The organism is Luteimonas terrae (genome assembly GCF_031457535.1).
Lineage (GTDB): Bacteria > Pseudomonadota > Gammaproteobacteria > Xanthomonadales > Xanthomonadaceae > Luteimonas > Luteimonas terrae_A.
On sequence record NZ_JAVDWO010000019.1, the window covers coordinates 51,858 to 66,435 of the forward strand.

A 14,578-nucleotide genomic window follows, 5' to 3' on the forward strand; every position below is an offset into this window, starting at 1 on the left:
CTGCACGATGGCCACGCACCCCACAGAGGAGACCTCCATGCCCATCCATGCCCTGTTCGTTGGCGGCACGATCGACAACAGCGAGCTCGATCTCGACGGTACCGAGCCGCCGCACCGCTATCCGCCCGACACCGGCGGCGGCCAGTCGCGGTATCGCCTGCATGCGATCGGCAAGCGCGACGACGAGGTCGTCTACGCGGTCTACGGCGGCCCGGACATCGCACACGAAGACGTGCAGCGGGTCAGCGAGGAGCGCGAGTACGCGCGGCGGTTCGAGGCCGAGGAAACCATCGTCGGCTGAATCCGATGCGCGCCCGACATGCGATGCCGGGCGCGTGTGATGCGCCGCGGAGCGACTGGAGTGCGTGTGGGATGAGGTGGGCCATCGCGTCGCCCCTGGCCTCGAAGAAAGCATGTCCCTGAAACCAGCGCATCTTCAAGTGCCCTGCGGGGAATCAAGCCCATACGCGCCGCATTGAGCCGCTCGCGAATCTGCTGATTGACCTCAGCCGCCGTGACCCACGCGCCTTGTATGTGCGAGAACGCCAGCCCATGGCAGAACTGAAACGGAGACGCACAGCCCTCCTAGGCCTGCCCATTGCAGCGCGTTCTCTCCGAGGAGTGACACGGCGGTTGTCGCGATTGCATTGCCGTATACGAACGCACAGATCACGGCACTACCCGCCATTGCAGCGCCGAGCATTTTCACGAGGATTTGATCGTTGCGATCGGCCTTCGCATTGCTGGCCCTGACCTGCGTGGCGGCGTGCGCGACACCCGCTGCAAAATCGGTGGGTGGCAAAGACGACGGCAGCGTGCGCAGGGCGTGCTGCAGAAGTGCATCGCCTGCGTCCGATGACACGCCGGTCAGCGCGCGCTCCTGCGCCTGCCAGCGCGCGTCATTCGATTCGAGACCCGGTACCCGGTTCATGCGGCGAAGACTCCCAGTCGCGGTTCCAGCAACTCTCTCAACAGCTTGCGGCTGCGGAACAGGTGGCTTTTGATTGTGCCATCGGCGAGCCCGGTGATGGTGGCGATCTCGCCAATCGGCAGTTCGTCGAGGTGATAGAGCGTCAGCAAGGTGCGTTGCAGCGGTGGCAGCCGATCGATCGCGGCATGCAGGCGCGCGGACATTTCGTGGTCGGACGCCGCCTGTTCGAGATCGAAGCCGTCGGCGACGCGCTCCGCCAGCGACAGGCCGTCGGCATCATCGGGCACATCGGCCAGCGGAATACGCCGGCGTTCGAGGTGCCGCTTCGCCACCGAGTACGCGACCTGCGCGATCCATGACTTGAGTGCGCTCTCGCCCCGGTACTGGTGCAACGCCTGGTGTACGCGCAGAAACGCTTCCTGGCACAGCTCACGGGTGTCTTCCGGGTGGCGGACCATGCGCTCGATCACGTGCCAGCACAGGCCCTGATGCAATCGCACCAGACGCTCGAACGCACCCGGCGCGCCGGACAGCACCTCGGCGACCAGCGCGCGGTCGGCGCGTCTCACGTCCTCGGATGTCGGTTCGTCAGGCGGCATTGCAGACAGGGATACGCCGGGCGGGCCGGCGGTTGCAAGACAACCGGGGCACGGACGGGCGACGCCAACTGCAACCGCCTGCGCGTTCGCCGCATCCCAGTCTTCGAACCCCGCACCCAATCAACGGAACCCGCCCCATGGACTTCGCCATCCTGATTCCAATCACCCTGTTCGTCTGTGTCTATCTCTCCATCAAGGCGGTCGTCGATGCGCGCACGCGGCGGCAGATGGTCGCCGCCAATGGCTCGGAGGACATGCTGCGTTCGATCCTCGAAGGCGAGGAGAGCCGACGCCGCCACGCCTCGCTGCGCTGGGGCACGATCCTCGTCGCGTTGGCGCTCGGCTTCGCCGGCATCGAAGCGCTCGGCTGGACCGAAGTCAGCCCGGGCGTGGTCGCATTGCTGCTCGGCGCCACCGGCATCGGCAATCTCGTCGCCTTCGCGCTGGCGCGCCGCGTCCGCTGATCGCGCACCGCGCCCGGCCTGCGGGCCGGGACAGAGCCTTTATCTTCTGATCGCCCGATCGCGAACACCAAGCGACGCGGTGGCCGACCATCGAGCACACCTTCATGACCCTGTCTGCTTCCGCCGCACGCGCCGGACGCTTCTGCCACGCCCGCGATCTCGCATTCGCTGTATGTGCGCTGTTCGGCGCATGCGCCGCGCATGCCGCGGCGCCCCTGCACGATGCCTGCGCATTGGCGCTGTCTGCGTCGGACGCGCTGGTCGATGTGCCCTTCGACCTTGTCGACGGACGCGTCTATGTCGCGGCGCAGGTCGACGGCGCTGGCCCGTTTCGTTTCGCGATCGACACCGGCGCCAGCGGGGTCGCACGGGCGGACACGCGACTGGCCGAGGCGCTCGGCCTGCCGCGCGAAGGAAGCGCCGCCAATTCCGACGGCGTCAGTACCGCACAGGCCGACACGTTCCGTCTGCGCAGTCTCACGCTCGGCACATTGCGCCACGAGGATGTCGTCGTGATCACGCGCGACTACAACGCGCGCCAGTCCGCGGATGCGACGTTCGACGGCATCCTTGCGCGCGAATTCTTCGCCGACGGCCTGCTGGCGATCGACTACCCGAGGCGGCGATTGTCTTTCAGCCGGGTCCAGCGCCTGACGGTCGACCAGCCCGGCACACTCGCCTATGAGCGGCCGTTCCGCATTCCGGTGTCGATCGGCGATCTGCAGCTCGAAGCACAGCTCGACACCGGGGCCAACGTCACCCTGGTGCTGCCGCAGGCGCACTACGACGTGATGCCCGACGCTGCGGCAATGACCCAGGACCGCCTGACGCTCAGCAATGGCGACATCGACGGCGGGCGCGCACGGCTGCGCGGACCGCTGCGGATCGGGGCACTCTCGCTATCCGATTTCGAGGTGCGGGTCTCGACACGCTTCCCCGAAGCGCTGGTCGGCGCGCACGCCCTCCAGGACAGCGTCGTGCTGATCGACCAGCGCAGTCAGCGCGTCGCGGTATGCGCACCGACACCAGGCACCCCATGAGTCACGCGCGCACCGGCTACGCGAGGGACGATGTGTCCCCTCACGCGCGGTGTCGAGCACTCACTCCTGCAGCGCGCGCAGCGTTACCGACGGCGGCGCATCCAGCACCTTGCGCGTCGCCCACAAGCCGGCGAGCAATGTCATCAGCACGCCGATGCCACCGCCGGCCGCGGCCAGCGCCCAGTTCGGCGTCCACGGCAGGTCGAAGACCTGCACCGCGATCACGCCGGCCAGTACCGAGGCCGCGATCGCCGCGACCAGGCCCGACAGCAGGCCGATGGCCGCGAATTCCGAGGCCTGCGCCAGCCGCAACTGCGCCCGCTTGCCGCCGAGCACGCGCATCACGCCGCCTTCGAGCAGACGCTCGTCCTGGCTGGCGCTGACCGCCGCGAGCAGCACCAGCACGCCGGCCGCGATCGAGAACCAGAACACCACCTGCACCACCGTCGACACCTGGTCGGCGGTGCTGCGCACCTGGGTCAGCACCGCGTCGATGTCGACCACCGACAGGTTCGGGAACTGCTGCACCAGGTCGGCGGTGAAACGTGGTTTGTCGCTTGGGACGCGGACCGCGGTGATGTGGCTCGCCGGATACGCATCCAGCGCGCCGGGTGAGGCGACGACGAAGAAGTTCGGCCGGAAACTCTCCCACTCGATGCTGCGGAAACTCGTGATTGGCGCTTCGAACCGCTGGCCGGCGATGTCGAAGACGATGCGGTCGCCGAGCTGCCAGCCGAGATCCTTGGCGAAGCCTTCCTCGACCGAGATCTCCGGCGCGGCCGGCGGCGTGTCGCCCCAGAACGTGCCGGCGGTGACCCGGTTGTCGTCGCGCAGATCGCTCTGCATCGACAGATTGAACTCGCGTTCGGCGCGGCGTTGCGCCTGACGGTCCTCCGCTTCGTCGCCGCTGCGGCCGACAAAGTCCTCGCCGCGCACGGGTTCACCGTTCCGCTCGACCAGACGCGCGCGGATCATCGGGAACAGCACCGGCGCATCCACGCCCTGGTCGGCGATGAAGGCGCGCACCGGATCGAGCTGGTCGGGCTGCACGTTGATGATGAAGCGGTTGGGCGCGTCCTGGCCGATCGCCAGCTGCCAGCGGTCGAGCAGATCGGTGCGGACAAAAGTCAGCAGCAGAAGCGCCATCAGACCGAGCCCGAGCGCCGTGACCTGGGCGACGCTGGTGCCCGCGCGCCGGCTCACATTGGCCAGGCCGTAGCGCAGGCTGCCGCGCAGCCGCGTGCGCAGCGCGCGCACCAGCAGGATCAGGCCCCAGGCGAGCAATGCGAGCACCGCAAAGGTCGCTGCGATGCCGGCGAGCATCGCGCCGCCCAGCGTCGCCGAGCCAGCCTTCCACCACAGCAGCGCGGCGAGGCCGACGAAACCGGCGCCGCCGACCAGCCACGCACTCGGCTCGAAACCACCGAGATCGCGACGCAGTACGCGCAAGGCCGGCACACGGCGCAGCGCGAGCACCGGCGGCGCACCGAAGGCCATCAGCACGACGAGGCCGACACCGTAGCCCTGCAGCGCCGGCATCCATCCCGCTGACGGAATCGACAGGCCCAGCAACGATTCCAGCCAGCGACCGATGCCCCATTGCAGGCCGAAGGCGATGACGACGCCGAGCGTGCAGGCGATGACACCGAGCAGCAGCAGTTCGCCGACATGGATGCCGACCAGCGTGCGTTGCTGCGCGCCCATGCACCGCATCACCGCAACGGAGGTCAGATGCCGCGCCGAGTGCTGGCGCGCGGCCATCGCCACGGCGACCGCGGCCAGGATCACCGACACCAGCGCGGCGAGGCCGAGGAAGCGACCGGCGCGATCGAGCGAGGAGCGCACTTCCGGGCGCGCATCGCCGATGGTTTCCACGCGCTGGCCGCGGCCGAGATTCGCGCGCGCGGCCGTTGCGAAGCCGTCGACCGCATTCGCGTCACCGGCGATCACCAGGCGATAGCGGATGCGGCTTCCCGGCTGGATCAGGCCGGTGGCCTCGAGATCGGACAGATGCAGGAACACCTTCGGCGCGACATTGAAGTAATCGATCGACGCATCCGGTTCCTGCAGCACCAGAGCGGTCAGTCGGAAGCTGCGGTCGCCGAGAAATACGGTGTCGCCGACCGATGCGCCGAGCGTGTCGGCGCCGGCGCGGCTCATCCATGCGGTGCCGGGCTCCGGCACGGCCTCGGCATCGCGCTCGACCCCATCGGCGCCGGCGATGCGGAAGCTGCCGCGCAACGGGAAGCCGTCGCCGAGCGCACGCACGTCGCCGAGCCGCAGATTCGCGGTGTCGCCCGCGCCGACGCGGATCATGCTGTCGAGTTCGACCGTGTCGACGGCGTCGAGGCCCGGCGCGTTGGACGCATCGCGGATCGCGCCTTCGATCGGCGCGTCGCCACGTACCACCGCGTCGCCGCCGAGCAGGCGGTTGGCTTCGATCGCCAGCGCGCGCTCCGCGCGATCGGTGACAAAGCCGACCGCGGTCACCGCGACGACCGCGAGCACCAGCGCGGCGAACAGGATGCGGATGTCGCCGGCCTTGAAATCGCGGCGCAACTGGCGCCACGCGAGCGCGGCGGTCCTCATGCGGGCATCGCCTCGTCGGCGACCAGCCGCCCGCTGTCGATGCGCAGGCGGCGTTTGCAGCGCTGCGCCAGGTGATCGTCGTGCGTGACCAGCACCAGCGTGGTGCCGGCATCGGCATTGAGCGCGAACAGCAGTTCGATGATCGACTGGCCGGTCGCGGTGTCGAGATTGCCAGTGGGCTCGTCGGCGAACAGCAGCGCCGGCCGGGTCACGAACGCACGCGCGAGTGCGACGCGCTGCTGCTCACCGCCCGAGAGCTGGCGCGGGTAATGGCCCAGGCGCTCGCCCAGCCCCACGCGCGCGAGCACGTCGCGCGCCGGGCCTTCCACTTCGCGATCGCCGCGCAGCTCCAGCGGCAGCATCACGTTCTCCAGCGCGGTCAGCGACGGCAGCAACTGGAAGCTCTGGAACACGAAGCCGACCTTCTCGCCGCGCACCTTCGCGCGGCCGTCCTCGTCGAGCGTCGAGATCGGCGCGCCATCGAGCACCACCGTACCGCTGCTCGGCGTATCGAGGCCGGCGAGCAGCGACAACAGCGTGCTCTTGCCGGAACCCGACGCCCCGACGATCGCCACCGTGTCGCCCCGGCCGATGCGGAAGCCCACGTCCTGCAGGATCGTCAGCTCGCCCGACGGCAACGAGACGCGCTTGCCGAGCCCCTCGACGACGAGGGCGTGGCGGGTTTCAGCCTGCGCTGGGTTTGAATCGGCCATGATGTTCCTTTGTGCGCCTGCGCGAATGGCAGCCATCTTCGAAGACGGGGTTTAAACAATGATTAAGCGCGTCCGGTATGGGGCTTTCCGCGCCTCCATGCAATGTGCCATCGGTTGTCTGCTTGTGCTGTGTGCACTGACCGCGCAGGCGCAGACCGCGTCTGTGACAGCCGAGCCGGTCAATTCGATGAAAACGATCCTGGTCATGGGCGACTCCTTGTCCGCGGGCTACGGGATGTCCGCCGGCGAAGGCTGGGTGTCGTTGTTGCAGCAACGCCTGCAGCGCGATGCCCCCGGCTGGCGCGTGGTCAATGCGAGCATCTCCGGCGAGACCAGTGCGGGCGGCGCATCCCGGATCGTCCAGGCCGTGGTCCGCGAGCAACCCGACATCGTGATCATCGCGCTCGGTGCCAACGACGGCCTCCGCGGCCTGCCGCTGGCCGATGCGCGCCGCAATCTGGCGCGGATGATCGGCGCGTCCCAGCACGTCGGCGCGCAGGTGCTGCTGGTCGGCATGCGCATGCCGCCCAACCTCGGCGCCGACTACACCCGCGGCTTCGAGGACAACTATCGCCTGCTGGCGAAGACCTTCGACACCGCGCTACTGCCGTTCCTGCTCGAGCCGATCGCCACTGACCGCGCGAACTTCCAGGACGACAACCTGCATCCGACGGCCGCGGTGCAGGCGCAACTGCTCGACCATGTGTGGCCGGCGCTGCAACCGCTGCTGGACTGACCGCACCCCCCAGACGCCGCAGCGGGCGGTGCAAATGTAAGAACGGCGTGATGCATCCAGCCGGCCTGCCATGTGCGTAGTGATGAGCGAACCTGCCGCATGTGCGTCAGGCCACTCACCGTCCCCGGACGACTTCTGAGAAAACACCATGAAGCGCACTCTGCTTGCCACGATGCTGCTCGCCTCGATCGCCACCCTGACTGCCTGCCAGCAGGACGCCGCCACCGACACCTCGGCTGCGGTTGCACCGCCTCCGGCCGAAGCCCCGATGACCGCATCGCCGGCTGCCACCGCCATGGACGCCGCGACGTCTGCCGAAGCCGATGCCACCGCGCAGAACGACAATCCGATGGTGGGCGGCGCGCCGATGTTCGCCGACCGCGACATCGTCACCAATGCCGCCACGTCGCAGGACCACACCACTCTTGTGGCCGCGGTCCAGGCCGCCGGTCTCGTCGACACGCTGAAGGGCCCGGGCCCGTTCACGGTGTTCGCGCCGACCAATGCCGCGTTCGAGAAGCTGCCGACCGGCGCCGTCGACGGTCTGCTGAAGCCGGAGATGAAGGCCGACCTGACCAAGGTGCTGACCTACCACGTCGTTCCAGGCAACGTCGATGCTGCAACACTTGTGCAGCAGATCCAGGCCGGTGGCGGCACCGCCAAGCTCACGACCGTCGAGGGCGCCGAGCTGACCGCGCAGCTCGACGGCGAGACCGTCACGCTGACCGACGCCAAGGGTGACGTGGCGCGCGTGACCACGGCCGACGTGCGCCAGAGCAACGGCGTGATCCACGTGATCGATACGGTGCTGATGCCGTAACGGCGCAGGCACTTTCCGCGGACCGGTGCTGCCGGTTGCGCAGATACGAAAGAGGCGGCCAGATGGCCGCCTCTTTTCTGCGTGATCGTCGGCGCTTACGGCTGCGCGGGTGCAGCCGCGCCATCCGCTGCACGCATCAGCGGATAGGGATTGACCGGCGTACCGGTCCACCACTGCTTCTCCGGCGTCAGCCGGAAGATCGCGAAGTGCAGATGCGGCGCCGCGGGATCCGCGTTGCCGGTGCTGCCGACGGTGCCCAGCACATCGCCCCGCATTACCGTCGCACCTTCGCGCAAACCCGGCGCATACGCCTGCAAATGGGCATAGTAGTACGAGAACTGCCCGCTGGGTTCGAACTGGTAGATCGTCAGCCCACCGCGATCGCTGGTGAACAGTTTCTCGATCGTCCCGTCGGCCACGGCGATCACCGGCGTGCCGGTCGGCGCCATGATGTCGAGGGCCTCGTGCTGCCGCTCGCTGCCGCGTGCATCGCCAAACGTGTCTTGGATATCGGCGATGGCGATGCCCTGCACCGGCAGCAACAGACCTTCAGGCGACGTGGTGTCCACGACAGGCGCAGCGGTCGGCTGTACTACCGGCGGCGCCACGGTCACCCCTGCAGGTGCGGGCGGAGACGTGACACCGGAGGCCGCACTGCCAGGAGCTGTCTGCGCAGGCGCGACATCGGCGGCGTCATTCGTCTCGCTCGCGCCGCGCTCGAACAGCGGGCCGCCCTGCCAGAAGAACCACGCGACATTGGCCAGCAGCAGCACCGCAATCAGCGCGACCCAGATTCCCGGCCGTTTCATCGCTTACTCCTCGAGCAGTGCGACCGTGCCCGGCTTGACCACATCGGCGACGCGTCGCGCGCTCCAGTTGGTCATGCGGATGCAGCCGTGCGACTGGGTCTTGCCGATGTTCTGCGGCTCGGGCGTGCCGTGGATGCCGTAATGCGGCTTCGACAGATCGATCCACACCGTGCCGACCGGATTGTTCGGGCCGGCCGGCAACGCCGCCTTGGCGTGCGACGGATCTGCATCCCAGAACAACTCTGGGTTGTAGTGGAAGGTGGGATCGGTGGCGACGCCTTCGATCTTCCATTCGCCGATCGGCAGCGGATCGTGCTCGGTACCGGTCGACGCCGGAAACTGGGCATAGACCTTGCCGCCGGCATCCACTAGGCGCACAACCGAATCCGATTTGCTCACGACCACGCGCGCAGGCTCGGCCAGGGGCGCGGCCTCGGCGACGTTCGGCACGACGATGCGCGCCCCGGCCTTGAAGTCGCTGCCGGGGTTGAGCCGGCGCAGCAGCGCGGGCGATGCATGGAAGCGTTCGCCGAGTGCTTCGACGACGTTCTCGAAACCGAGGGCCTCCTGCTTGGACTGCGCCATCATGTCGTCGGGCACCGGCACGAACGGACCTGCGACGTCTTCGGCCGTCAGCGTGTGCGCGAGCAGCGCGGGCGTATCGTCGCCGGTCAACGCATCCCAGGTGCGCGCATCGAGTTCACCGCTCGCCTCGATGCCGCGAAAGCGCTGGAACGCGGCGATCGCACGTGTGGTGTTGGTACCGCCGCGTGCGTCGATCTCGCCGGGCGAGAAGTGCACGCGATCGAGCAGCACCTGCGTACGCAACATCGCTGCATCGCCGGCGTCCATGTCCGCCGCATTGACCGATTCGACCGTCAATGCCGAGGACGCTTCGGCGCTCTGCGCGGTGTCACCGCCCGCGGGGGCGTCCTGCGCGAACGCGGGCGCTGCGACCAGCAGCATGGCGAATGCGCAGACAGGCGCGCGGGCAGTGCGGATCCAGTGGGCGGGCATGCTGTCGTTCCTTGGGCTTGTGACGCCGCATGCTCGTGGCGCACGCGCGCCGGCCGTGTGAAGCCGCGCGCGGCCCGTTCAGCGTGCCGGGCAGCGCAACAGCTTCGAATCACGCCGCCATGCGGGATCGTTGGCATAGGCGAACAGCAGTTGCCCATCCTTGAGATCGTCGATGACCGCCTGCGCCACTTCGTCACGCACCGCCGGACACCCCCAGCTGCGCCCGAGCCGGCCCTGCCGACGGGCCTGATCCGGGTCCACGTAATCGGCACCGTGCATGACGATCAGCCGCTCGCGCGCACGGCCGTTGATACCGGGTTCTAGGCCGTCCATGCGCAGCGAATAGCCGTTCTGCCCGGTGTAGGTCTCGGCGGTCGAGAACAGGCCCAGGCTCGACTGGTAGCTGCCTTCGACATCGGAGAACACCGTGGGCAGGTTGTCGCCGCTGCCGCGTCCATGCGCGACGTGTTCTGCATGCAGCAGGCGCCCGCTTTGGACATCGAAGACCCACATGCGGATTTCGGTGGATGGACGCGAGTAGTCGATGACCGCTAGCCGCCGCCCCACGTCGTGCGCGCGTTTGGCGCAGGTGCGTGCGTCGAGTGCGAGCGACAGCACCTCGCGATCGAGCGCCGGCGCCGCGGCCGCCAGGGTGTCGAGGGTGGTGTCGGCGGCCTGCAGCACCGACGACGACGCCAGCAGTGACAGGCCCAGCAGTGCCCGGGAGATGGTGTTGCGCATGCGGACAAGCTTAGCGCCGGCAGGTGGAACGCCGGAATTCGCCCGGCCCCGAACACAGCTCGAGCATGTCACTTCCGACGGCTCGTAAGCTTGACACCAGCCAAAGTGTATTGTTGTATTGATACACATGGACGCAAGCCTGCTCTCGATCCAGCCCAGCGCCGCCGAGCCGCTCTACCGGCAGATCACCGGCCAGATCCGCCGGCTGGTGGCGGGTGGTGTGTTGCGACCCGGGGACACCCTGCCCTCGGTCCGCGATGTCGCGGGGCTGCATGCGATCAACCCCATGACCGTGTCCAAGGCCTACAGCCAGCTGGAAGCCGAAGGCGTGCTGCTGCGGCTGCGCGGCAAGGGCATGGTCGTCGCCGACCTCGCCGCGCCGCCCGACCTCGCCGCGCGCTGGACCCTGATCGATCCAGCGCTGGATGCACTGGCGCGCCAGGCGCGCGAACTCGAACTGCCGGCCGACGCCCTGCTTGCCCGTCTCAAGACTCGACTCACGGAGGATCCGCAATGAACGCCATGCTCGAACGCTCCCACACCGCTTTCGACACCGCGGCGCCACTCGCCGTCGACGGTCTGATCAAGCAGTACGACAACCGCAGCGTGCTGCGCGGCGTGTCGCTGGCGATCGAACCCGGCGCGGTGCTCGGGCTGATCGGCCGCAACGGCGCAGGCAAGAGCACGCTGATCCGCGCGATGCTCGGCCTGATCGAGCCCGATACCGGTCGCGCCACCGTCTGGGGCGTGCCAGCACTGCGCCTCACCGATGCGATCAAGCAGCGGCTCGGCTATGTGCCGCAACAACCCGAAGCGATGGCGTGGCTGCAGGTCGGCGAAATGCTGGATTTCGTCGGGCGTTTCTATCCGCGCTGGGACGCCGCCTACGTCGACGCCACACTGGAGCGCTGGCAGCTGCCGCGCAGCCGTATGCTCGCGAAACTCTCGCCCGGCGAGCGCCAGCGCGTCGCCATCGTGCGTGCGCTCGCCCCACAACCCGAACTGCTGGTGCTCGATGAGCCCGCCTCGGCGCTGGATCCGGTCGGCCGCCGCGAACTGCTGCGCGAGATCGCCTCGCGCGCCGGCGAGTCCGGCACCACGGTGCTGTTCTCGACCCACATCGTGTCCGATCTCGAACGCGTCGCTTCGCATGTCGCCTTCCTGCACGAGGGCCAGCTGCTGCTGCACAGCGAGCTCGACAGTCTCAAGGAACGCAACCTGCGCCTGCACGTGCCCGAAGCGGTGGCCGCGCAGCTGCGCGACGACGTGCCCGGCGAAGTCTCACGTCGTCCGCATCCCTACGGCGGCCTGTCGATCACGGTGCTGCGACCGGAAGGCGCGCCCTGGCCGGACCTTGTGACGGTACAGGGCGTGCGCGCCGAGGCGCTGCCGCTGGAAGATCTGTTCATCGAGGTGTCGGCATGAATGCCGTCGCCGTGCCTAGCGTCCGCGCCGCCGGCGTGGCCGATGCCATCGCCGCGCTGCGTGTGTCCACCTCGCGCCGGCACCAGGTGTGGCTGCTGGTCACGTATGCCGCGCTGCTGCTCGCCGCAGGCGCACTCGCCGTCCTGGCGCCCGGCACTGCAAGCCGTTCGAACCTCACCGGCATGTTCGCGGCCATGGCCAATTTCGCGCTCTGGGCAGGCCTGTTCGGACGGCTTGTGCTGTTGCGCGGCCAGGCCACCCACGGCTGCATGCCGGGCGTCGCCGCGGCAACGCGGACCGCCGTCGCGATCGGCGTCGCGCTGACCCTCCTGCTGCCGGGCACGTTGCTGCTCGCAGCCGGGTTTGCGCCGGTTCCCGCGTTCGGAACGCCCGCGATCGGTGCGCTGGCAGGTCTGCTGTTCGTGCTGATGCCGTCGCCGCTCGCAGCCGCTCTGTGCGTGGCGCCGGGCGTGGTCGGCCTGACGCCGCGCGAGACCCTGGTCCGGGCGGAACGCGCGATCGGGATCGAGCTGTTCTCGATGTCGTCGCTGCCGCTGCTGATACTGGTGGGTACATTGGCGGCGACGTGGTACTGGAGCCGCGTTGCGCGGATCACCGATCCGGGCGCCATTCCGCGCTGGCGGCGGCCAATGGTGCTGTTCGATCCGATGAACGCGATGGGCTACGGCGCAACGCAGACCGATGCGGACCACCCGGGCCTGTCGACGCATTCCGGCTGGCTAGCGCCCGTGATCCGCAGCGACACGGCAGGCCCCCATTCGCCACAGGCGTCGATCAGCGCAGTGCTCGCTGGACCGATGGGACAGGTCACGCCGCGTCAGGCGGTCAAGGAGTGGGCGCTCGTTGCGCTGGCCATCACTGCGGTACTTCTGACCCCGTTCCCGGGCGAATCCGCGTTCCTGCGGGACGCATTGCTGCTCGGCGGCCTGATCGGACTGCTCGGGGGCGGCTGGACCCTCGCGCTGCGTCTGGACCGTCGCCGGCAGCGGCAGTCGGGTGAGTTCGTGGAACTCGCTTTGCTGCCGGGCCTCGGAGATCCGGCCCGGGCCCGAAGGTTGCTGCAGCGTGGTGTGCTGCGCAGGATCGGCCAGTTAATGGGAGTCGCGCTGGCGGCGGCGCTGCTGCTGGCATGGGTCATCGACGCCCCCTCGCAGCAGTTGGCTCTGATAGTGCTGATGCTGGCTGGGGCCGCGGCAGGCAGTTGGCTGATGTGCCTGGTGGCGCTTGCCGGCACCGGTCTTGGCACCCTCCGCATGGGCCTGGTGATGCTGCCGCTGCTGCTGGCGACAGCCTCGACGCTGATGATCGTCATGCTGCGGATTCCGATCGGCGCGTCCCTGCCGGCATGGAGTGCCGGCTGGGTCCTGCTCATCTGCGCTTACCTGGCGGCCGCGCGGGTGTCGCTCCGGACATTCCAACGTCGCGCGCATGCTTTTCTTGTCGACTGAACCGCCAGGCCCCTTTGATTGCCGGTTAAGCCCGCCCGGCGCATGATCGAGTTCCAGTCCTACATCCTGCGCACATTGCCTGCGCAGTCGGGAGTACCTGCAATGAATCGCCGATCCCTGCCCCTGCTGCTCGCCGCCGCGCTCAGCGCCCTTGCGATGCCGGCGCTTGCCGGCAACGATGTCACCGATCCGGAACTGCCACACAGCCTCACCGGGGACAGCCCGGTCGCCGTGCAATGGACAGACCCGGAGGCGTTTTCGGATATCCGCCTCAGCGGCAACCGCTGGGAAGCGCGCCGCGGCGACTGGGTCGAGCAGATCGCGCGCTACGTGCGTCAGCGCGCGGAACGCGAACTGCCGGCCGGCAGCACGCTCGACGTGACCATCCGCGACATCCGCCGGGCCGGCATGTACGAGCCGTGGAATGGACCGCGCATGGACCATGTGCGGATCATCAAGGACCACTACCCGCCGCGGATCGATCTCGACTTCGTGCTGCGCGATGCCAACGGCACCGTGATCGCCGAAGGCCCCCGCGAGCTGCGCGACATGGGCTTCCTCAGCCGCGCCGGCAGCGCGATGAACAGCGATGCATTGCGTTACGAGAAGCAGCTGGTCGACGATTGGCTGAGGCGTGACCTGCGGCCTGCGATCGCGCAGCGCTGACGGTTCGCTCTGCTTGAAAAAGCCGCGCAATTGCGCGGCTTTTTTCTTGCGCGCGCCAGACCGGTTGCGGTCAGCGACGACGCGCTTGCCTCAAGCGCGCCGCGGTCGGACGAGCGTGTTCACGATCGTCACCAGTGCTGCACTTTCGGCCTCGGTTATCGGCCCCGTTTTTCTGGCTTGGCTTGGCTTCGCTTTGGTTTGGGCTTGGGCTTTGCCTTGGGCTTTGCCTTTGCCTTTGTCTTTGCCTTTGGCTTTGTCTTTGCCTTTGCCTTTGCCTTTGGCTTTGGCTTTGGCTTTGGCTTTGGCTTTGGCTTTGGCTTTCAGCCTTTGACTTGAATCGAGCCGTAGAGCGAGCCGAGCATCGCAGGGCAGCGGGGTCGAAGAGCAGCCCATGTCTGAGCATAGCGAGTTTGGGCTGCGTGCCCCGTCGTCCGAGAAGCGCAGGGGACCGCCGCGGCTGTATCGCGGCGGATCGCGTCCGGCGAAGGGACCTTTTGGTTCCTTTTGGGTCCATCCAAAAGGGACTCGCACGCGCAGCGGGCGAAAGCCCTGCACTTGC

At 68.2% G+C, this 14,578-nt stretch carries 17 protein-coding genes; 9 read left to right on the forward strand and 8 right to left on the reverse strand.

Features of this window, described 5'->3' with window-relative positions:
- Positions 1 to 43: 43 nt before the first annotated feature.
- Entirely contained in the window at positions 44 to 301 is a 258-nt protein-coding gene (locus J2W68_RS17460; RefSeq protein ID WP_310238583.1) for a hypothetical protein, read from the forward strand.
- 204 nt (positions 302 to 505) lie between these two features.
- On the opposite strand, the gene J2W68_RS17465 is transcribed toward J2W68_RS17460, so the two are convergent.
- On the reverse strand, positions 506 to 931 hold the full coding sequence (locus J2W68_RS17465) for a hypothetical protein (protein ID WP_310238536.1): 426 nt from the start codon (positions 929 to 931) through the stop codon (positions 506 to 508).
- Complete coding sequence (locus J2W68_RS17470) at positions 928 to 1,530, reverse strand: RNA polymerase sigma factor (RefSeq protein ID WP_310238539.1); 603 nt, start codon at positions 1,528 to 1,530, stop codon at positions 928 to 930. Before J2W68_RS17470 ends, J2W68_RS17465 begins: the two co-directional genes overlap by 4 nt.
- Positions 1,531 to 1,667: 137 nt before the next feature.
- Here J2W68_RS17470 and J2W68_RS17475 point away from each other — a divergent pair, with 137 nt between their 5' ends.
- Both J2W68_RS17475 and J2W68_RS17480 read left to right on the forward strand, forming a co-directional pair.
- Positions 1,668 to 1,994 (forward strand): hypothetical protein, encoded by a 327-nt coding sequence (locus J2W68_RS17475; RefSeq protein WP_310238542.1) that lies wholly within the window; start codon positions 1,668 to 1,670, stop codon positions 1,992 to 1,994.
- A gap of 104 nt (positions 1,995 to 2,098) precedes the next feature.
- A complete protein-coding gene (locus J2W68_RS17480; protein ID WP_310238545.1) occupies positions 2,099 to 3,034 on the forward strand; it encodes a pepsin/retropepsin-like aspartic protease family protein in 936 nt (311 codons plus the stop codon).
- Between the two features lie 60 nt (positions 3,035 to 3,094).
- Here J2W68_RS17480 and J2W68_RS17485 read toward each other — a convergent pair whose 3' ends face one another.
- Positions 3,095 to 5,623, reverse strand: a complete 2,529-nt coding sequence (locus tag J2W68_RS17485; protein WP_310238547.1) for an ABC transporter permease — start codon at positions 5,621 to 5,623, stop codon at positions 3,095 to 3,097.
- The gene (locus J2W68_RS17490; protein WP_310238550.1) at positions 5,620 to 6,336 is read right to left on the reverse strand and encodes an ABC transporter ATP-binding protein; all 717 of its coding nucleotides are present in this window, start codon (positions 6,334 to 6,336) and stop codon (positions 5,620 to 5,622) included. Before J2W68_RS17490 ends, J2W68_RS17485 begins: the two co-directional genes overlap by 4 nt.
- A gap of 187 nt (positions 6,337 to 6,523) precedes the next feature.
- Here J2W68_RS17490 and J2W68_RS17495 point away from each other — a divergent pair, with 187 nt between their 5' ends.
- Positions 6,524 to 7,072, forward strand: a complete 549-nt coding sequence (locus J2W68_RS17495; protein ID WP_310238553.1) for an arylesterase — start codon at positions 6,524 to 6,526, stop codon at positions 7,070 to 7,072.
- A gap of 268 nt (positions 7,073 to 7,340) precedes the next feature.
- Complete coding sequence (locus tag J2W68_RS17500) at positions 7,341 to 7,892, forward strand: fasciclin domain-containing protein (protein ID WP_430539771.1); 552 nt, start codon at positions 7,341 to 7,343, stop codon at positions 7,890 to 7,892.
- Positions 7,893 to 7,987: 95 nt separating this feature from the next.
- Here J2W68_RS17500 and J2W68_RS17505 read toward each other — a convergent pair whose 3' ends face one another.
- The 3 genes from J2W68_RS17505 to J2W68_RS17515 form a co-directional block, all read right to left on the reverse strand.
- Positions 7,988 to 8,701: a M23 family metallopeptidase gene (locus J2W68_RS17505; RefSeq protein ID WP_310238556.1), complete on the reverse strand. Its 714-nt coding sequence runs from the start codon at positions 8,699 to 8,701 to the stop codon at positions 7,988 to 7,990.
- 3 nt (positions 8,702 to 8,704) lie between these two features.
- Positions 8,705 to 9,718, reverse strand: coding sequence for a L,D-transpeptidase family protein (locus J2W68_RS17510; RefSeq protein WP_310238559.1), 1,014 nt, complete (start codon positions 9,716 to 9,718; stop codon positions 8,705 to 8,707).
- 78 nt (positions 9,719 to 9,796) lie between these two features.
- On the reverse strand, positions 9,797 to 10,459 hold the full coding sequence (locus J2W68_RS17515) for a murein L,D-transpeptidase catalytic domain family protein (protein ID WP_310238561.1): 663 nt from the start codon (positions 10,457 to 10,459) through the stop codon (positions 9,797 to 9,799).
- Positions 10,460 to 10,586: 127 nt separating this feature from the next.
- Between J2W68_RS17515 and J2W68_RS17520 the strand changes: the two genes are divergently transcribed.
- The 4 genes from J2W68_RS17520 (at position 10,587) to J2W68_RS17535 (ending at position 14,019) form a co-directional block, all read left to right on the forward strand.
- A complete protein-coding gene (locus J2W68_RS17520; protein WP_310238564.1) occupies positions 10,587 to 10,976 on the forward strand; it encodes a GntR family transcriptional regulator in 390 nt (129 codons plus the stop codon).
- Positions 10,973 to 11,884 carry an ABC transporter ATP-binding protein gene (locus J2W68_RS17525; protein ID WP_310238567.1) on the forward strand — a complete coding sequence of 304 codons (912 nt, stop codon included), beginning with the start codon at positions 10,973 to 10,975 and terminating at the stop codon, positions 11,882 to 11,884. Before J2W68_RS17520 ends, J2W68_RS17525 begins: the two co-directional genes overlap by 4 nt.
- The gene (locus tag J2W68_RS17530; protein ID WP_310238569.1) at positions 11,881 to 13,353 is read left to right on the forward strand and encodes a hypothetical protein; all 1,473 of its coding nucleotides are present in this window, start codon (positions 11,881 to 11,883) and stop codon (positions 13,351 to 13,353) included. Before J2W68_RS17525 ends, J2W68_RS17530 begins: the two co-directional genes overlap by 4 nt.
- Positions 13,354 to 13,455: 102 nt before the next feature.
- Positions 13,456 to 14,019, forward strand: a complete 564-nt coding sequence (locus tag J2W68_RS17535) for a DUF3016 domain-containing protein (protein WP_310238572.1) — start codon at positions 13,456 to 13,458, stop codon at positions 14,017 to 14,019.
- Between the two features lie 90 nt (positions 14,020 to 14,109).
- Here the strand turns inward: J2W68_RS17535 and J2W68_RS17540 are convergent.
- Positions 14,110 to 14,578 (reverse strand): hypothetical protein (locus J2W68_RS17540; protein ID WP_310238575.1); only part of this gene is annotated, 469 nt, incomplete at its 5' end.

Excerpts from the sequence above, each read along its gene's own strand:
- J2W68_RS17465 (WP_310238536.1), bottom strand. The coding sequence starts at position 931 with ATGAACCGGGTACCGGGTCTCGAATCGAATGACGCGCGCTGGCAGGCG.
- J2W68_RS17470 (WP_310238539.1), bottom strand. The coding sequence starts at position 1,530 with ATGCCGCCTGACGAACCGACATCCGAGGACGTGAGACGCGCCGACCGC.
- J2W68_RS17475 (WP_310238542.1), top strand. The coding sequence starts at position 1,668 with ATGGACTTCGCCATCCTGATTCCAATCACCCTGTTCGTCTGTGTCTAT.
- J2W68_RS17480 (WP_310238545.1), top strand. The coding sequence starts at position 2,099 with ATGACCCTGTCTGCTTCCGCCGCACGCGCCGGACGCTTCTGCCACGCC.
- J2W68_RS17485 (WP_310238547.1), bottom strand. The coding sequence starts at position 5,623 with ATGAGGACCGCCGCGCTCGCGTGGCGCCAGTTGCGCCGCGATTTCAAG.
- J2W68_RS17490 (WP_310238550.1), bottom strand. The coding sequence starts at position 6,336 with ATGGCCGATTCAAACCCAGCGCAGGCTGAAACCCGCCACGCCCTCGTC.
- J2W68_RS17495 (WP_310238553.1), top strand. The coding sequence starts at position 6,524 with ATGAAAACGATCCTGGTCATGGGCGACTCCTTGTCCGCGGGCTACGGG.
- J2W68_RS17500 (WP_430539771.1), top strand. The coding sequence starts at position 7,341 with ATGACCGCATCGCCGGCTGCCACCGCCATGGACGCCGCGACGTCTGCC.
- J2W68_RS17505 (WP_310238556.1), bottom strand. The coding sequence starts at position 8,701 with ATGAAACGGCCGGGAATCTGGGTCGCGCTGATTGCGGTGCTGCTGCTG.
- J2W68_RS17510 (WP_310238559.1), bottom strand. The coding sequence starts at position 9,718 with ATGCCCGCCCACTGGATCCGCACTGCCCGCGCGCCTGTCTGCGCATTC.
- J2W68_RS17515 (WP_310238561.1), bottom strand. The coding sequence starts at position 10,459 with ATGCGCAACACCATCTCCCGGGCACTGCTGGGCCTGTCACTGCTGGCG.
- J2W68_RS17520 (WP_310238564.1), top strand. The coding sequence starts at position 10,587 with ATGGACGCAAGCCTGCTCTCGATCCAGCCCAGCGCCGCCGAGCCGCTC.
- J2W68_RS17525 (WP_310238567.1), top strand. The coding sequence starts at position 10,973 with ATGAACGCCATGCTCGAACGCTCCCACACCGCTTTCGACACCGCGGCG.
- J2W68_RS17530 (WP_310238569.1), top strand. The coding sequence starts at position 11,881 with ATGAATGCCGTCGCCGTGCCTAGCGTCCGCGCCGCCGGCGTGGCCGAT.
- J2W68_RS17535 (WP_310238572.1), top strand. The coding sequence starts at position 13,456 with ATGAATCGCCGATCCCTGCCCCTGCTGCTCGCCGCCGCGCTCAGCGCC.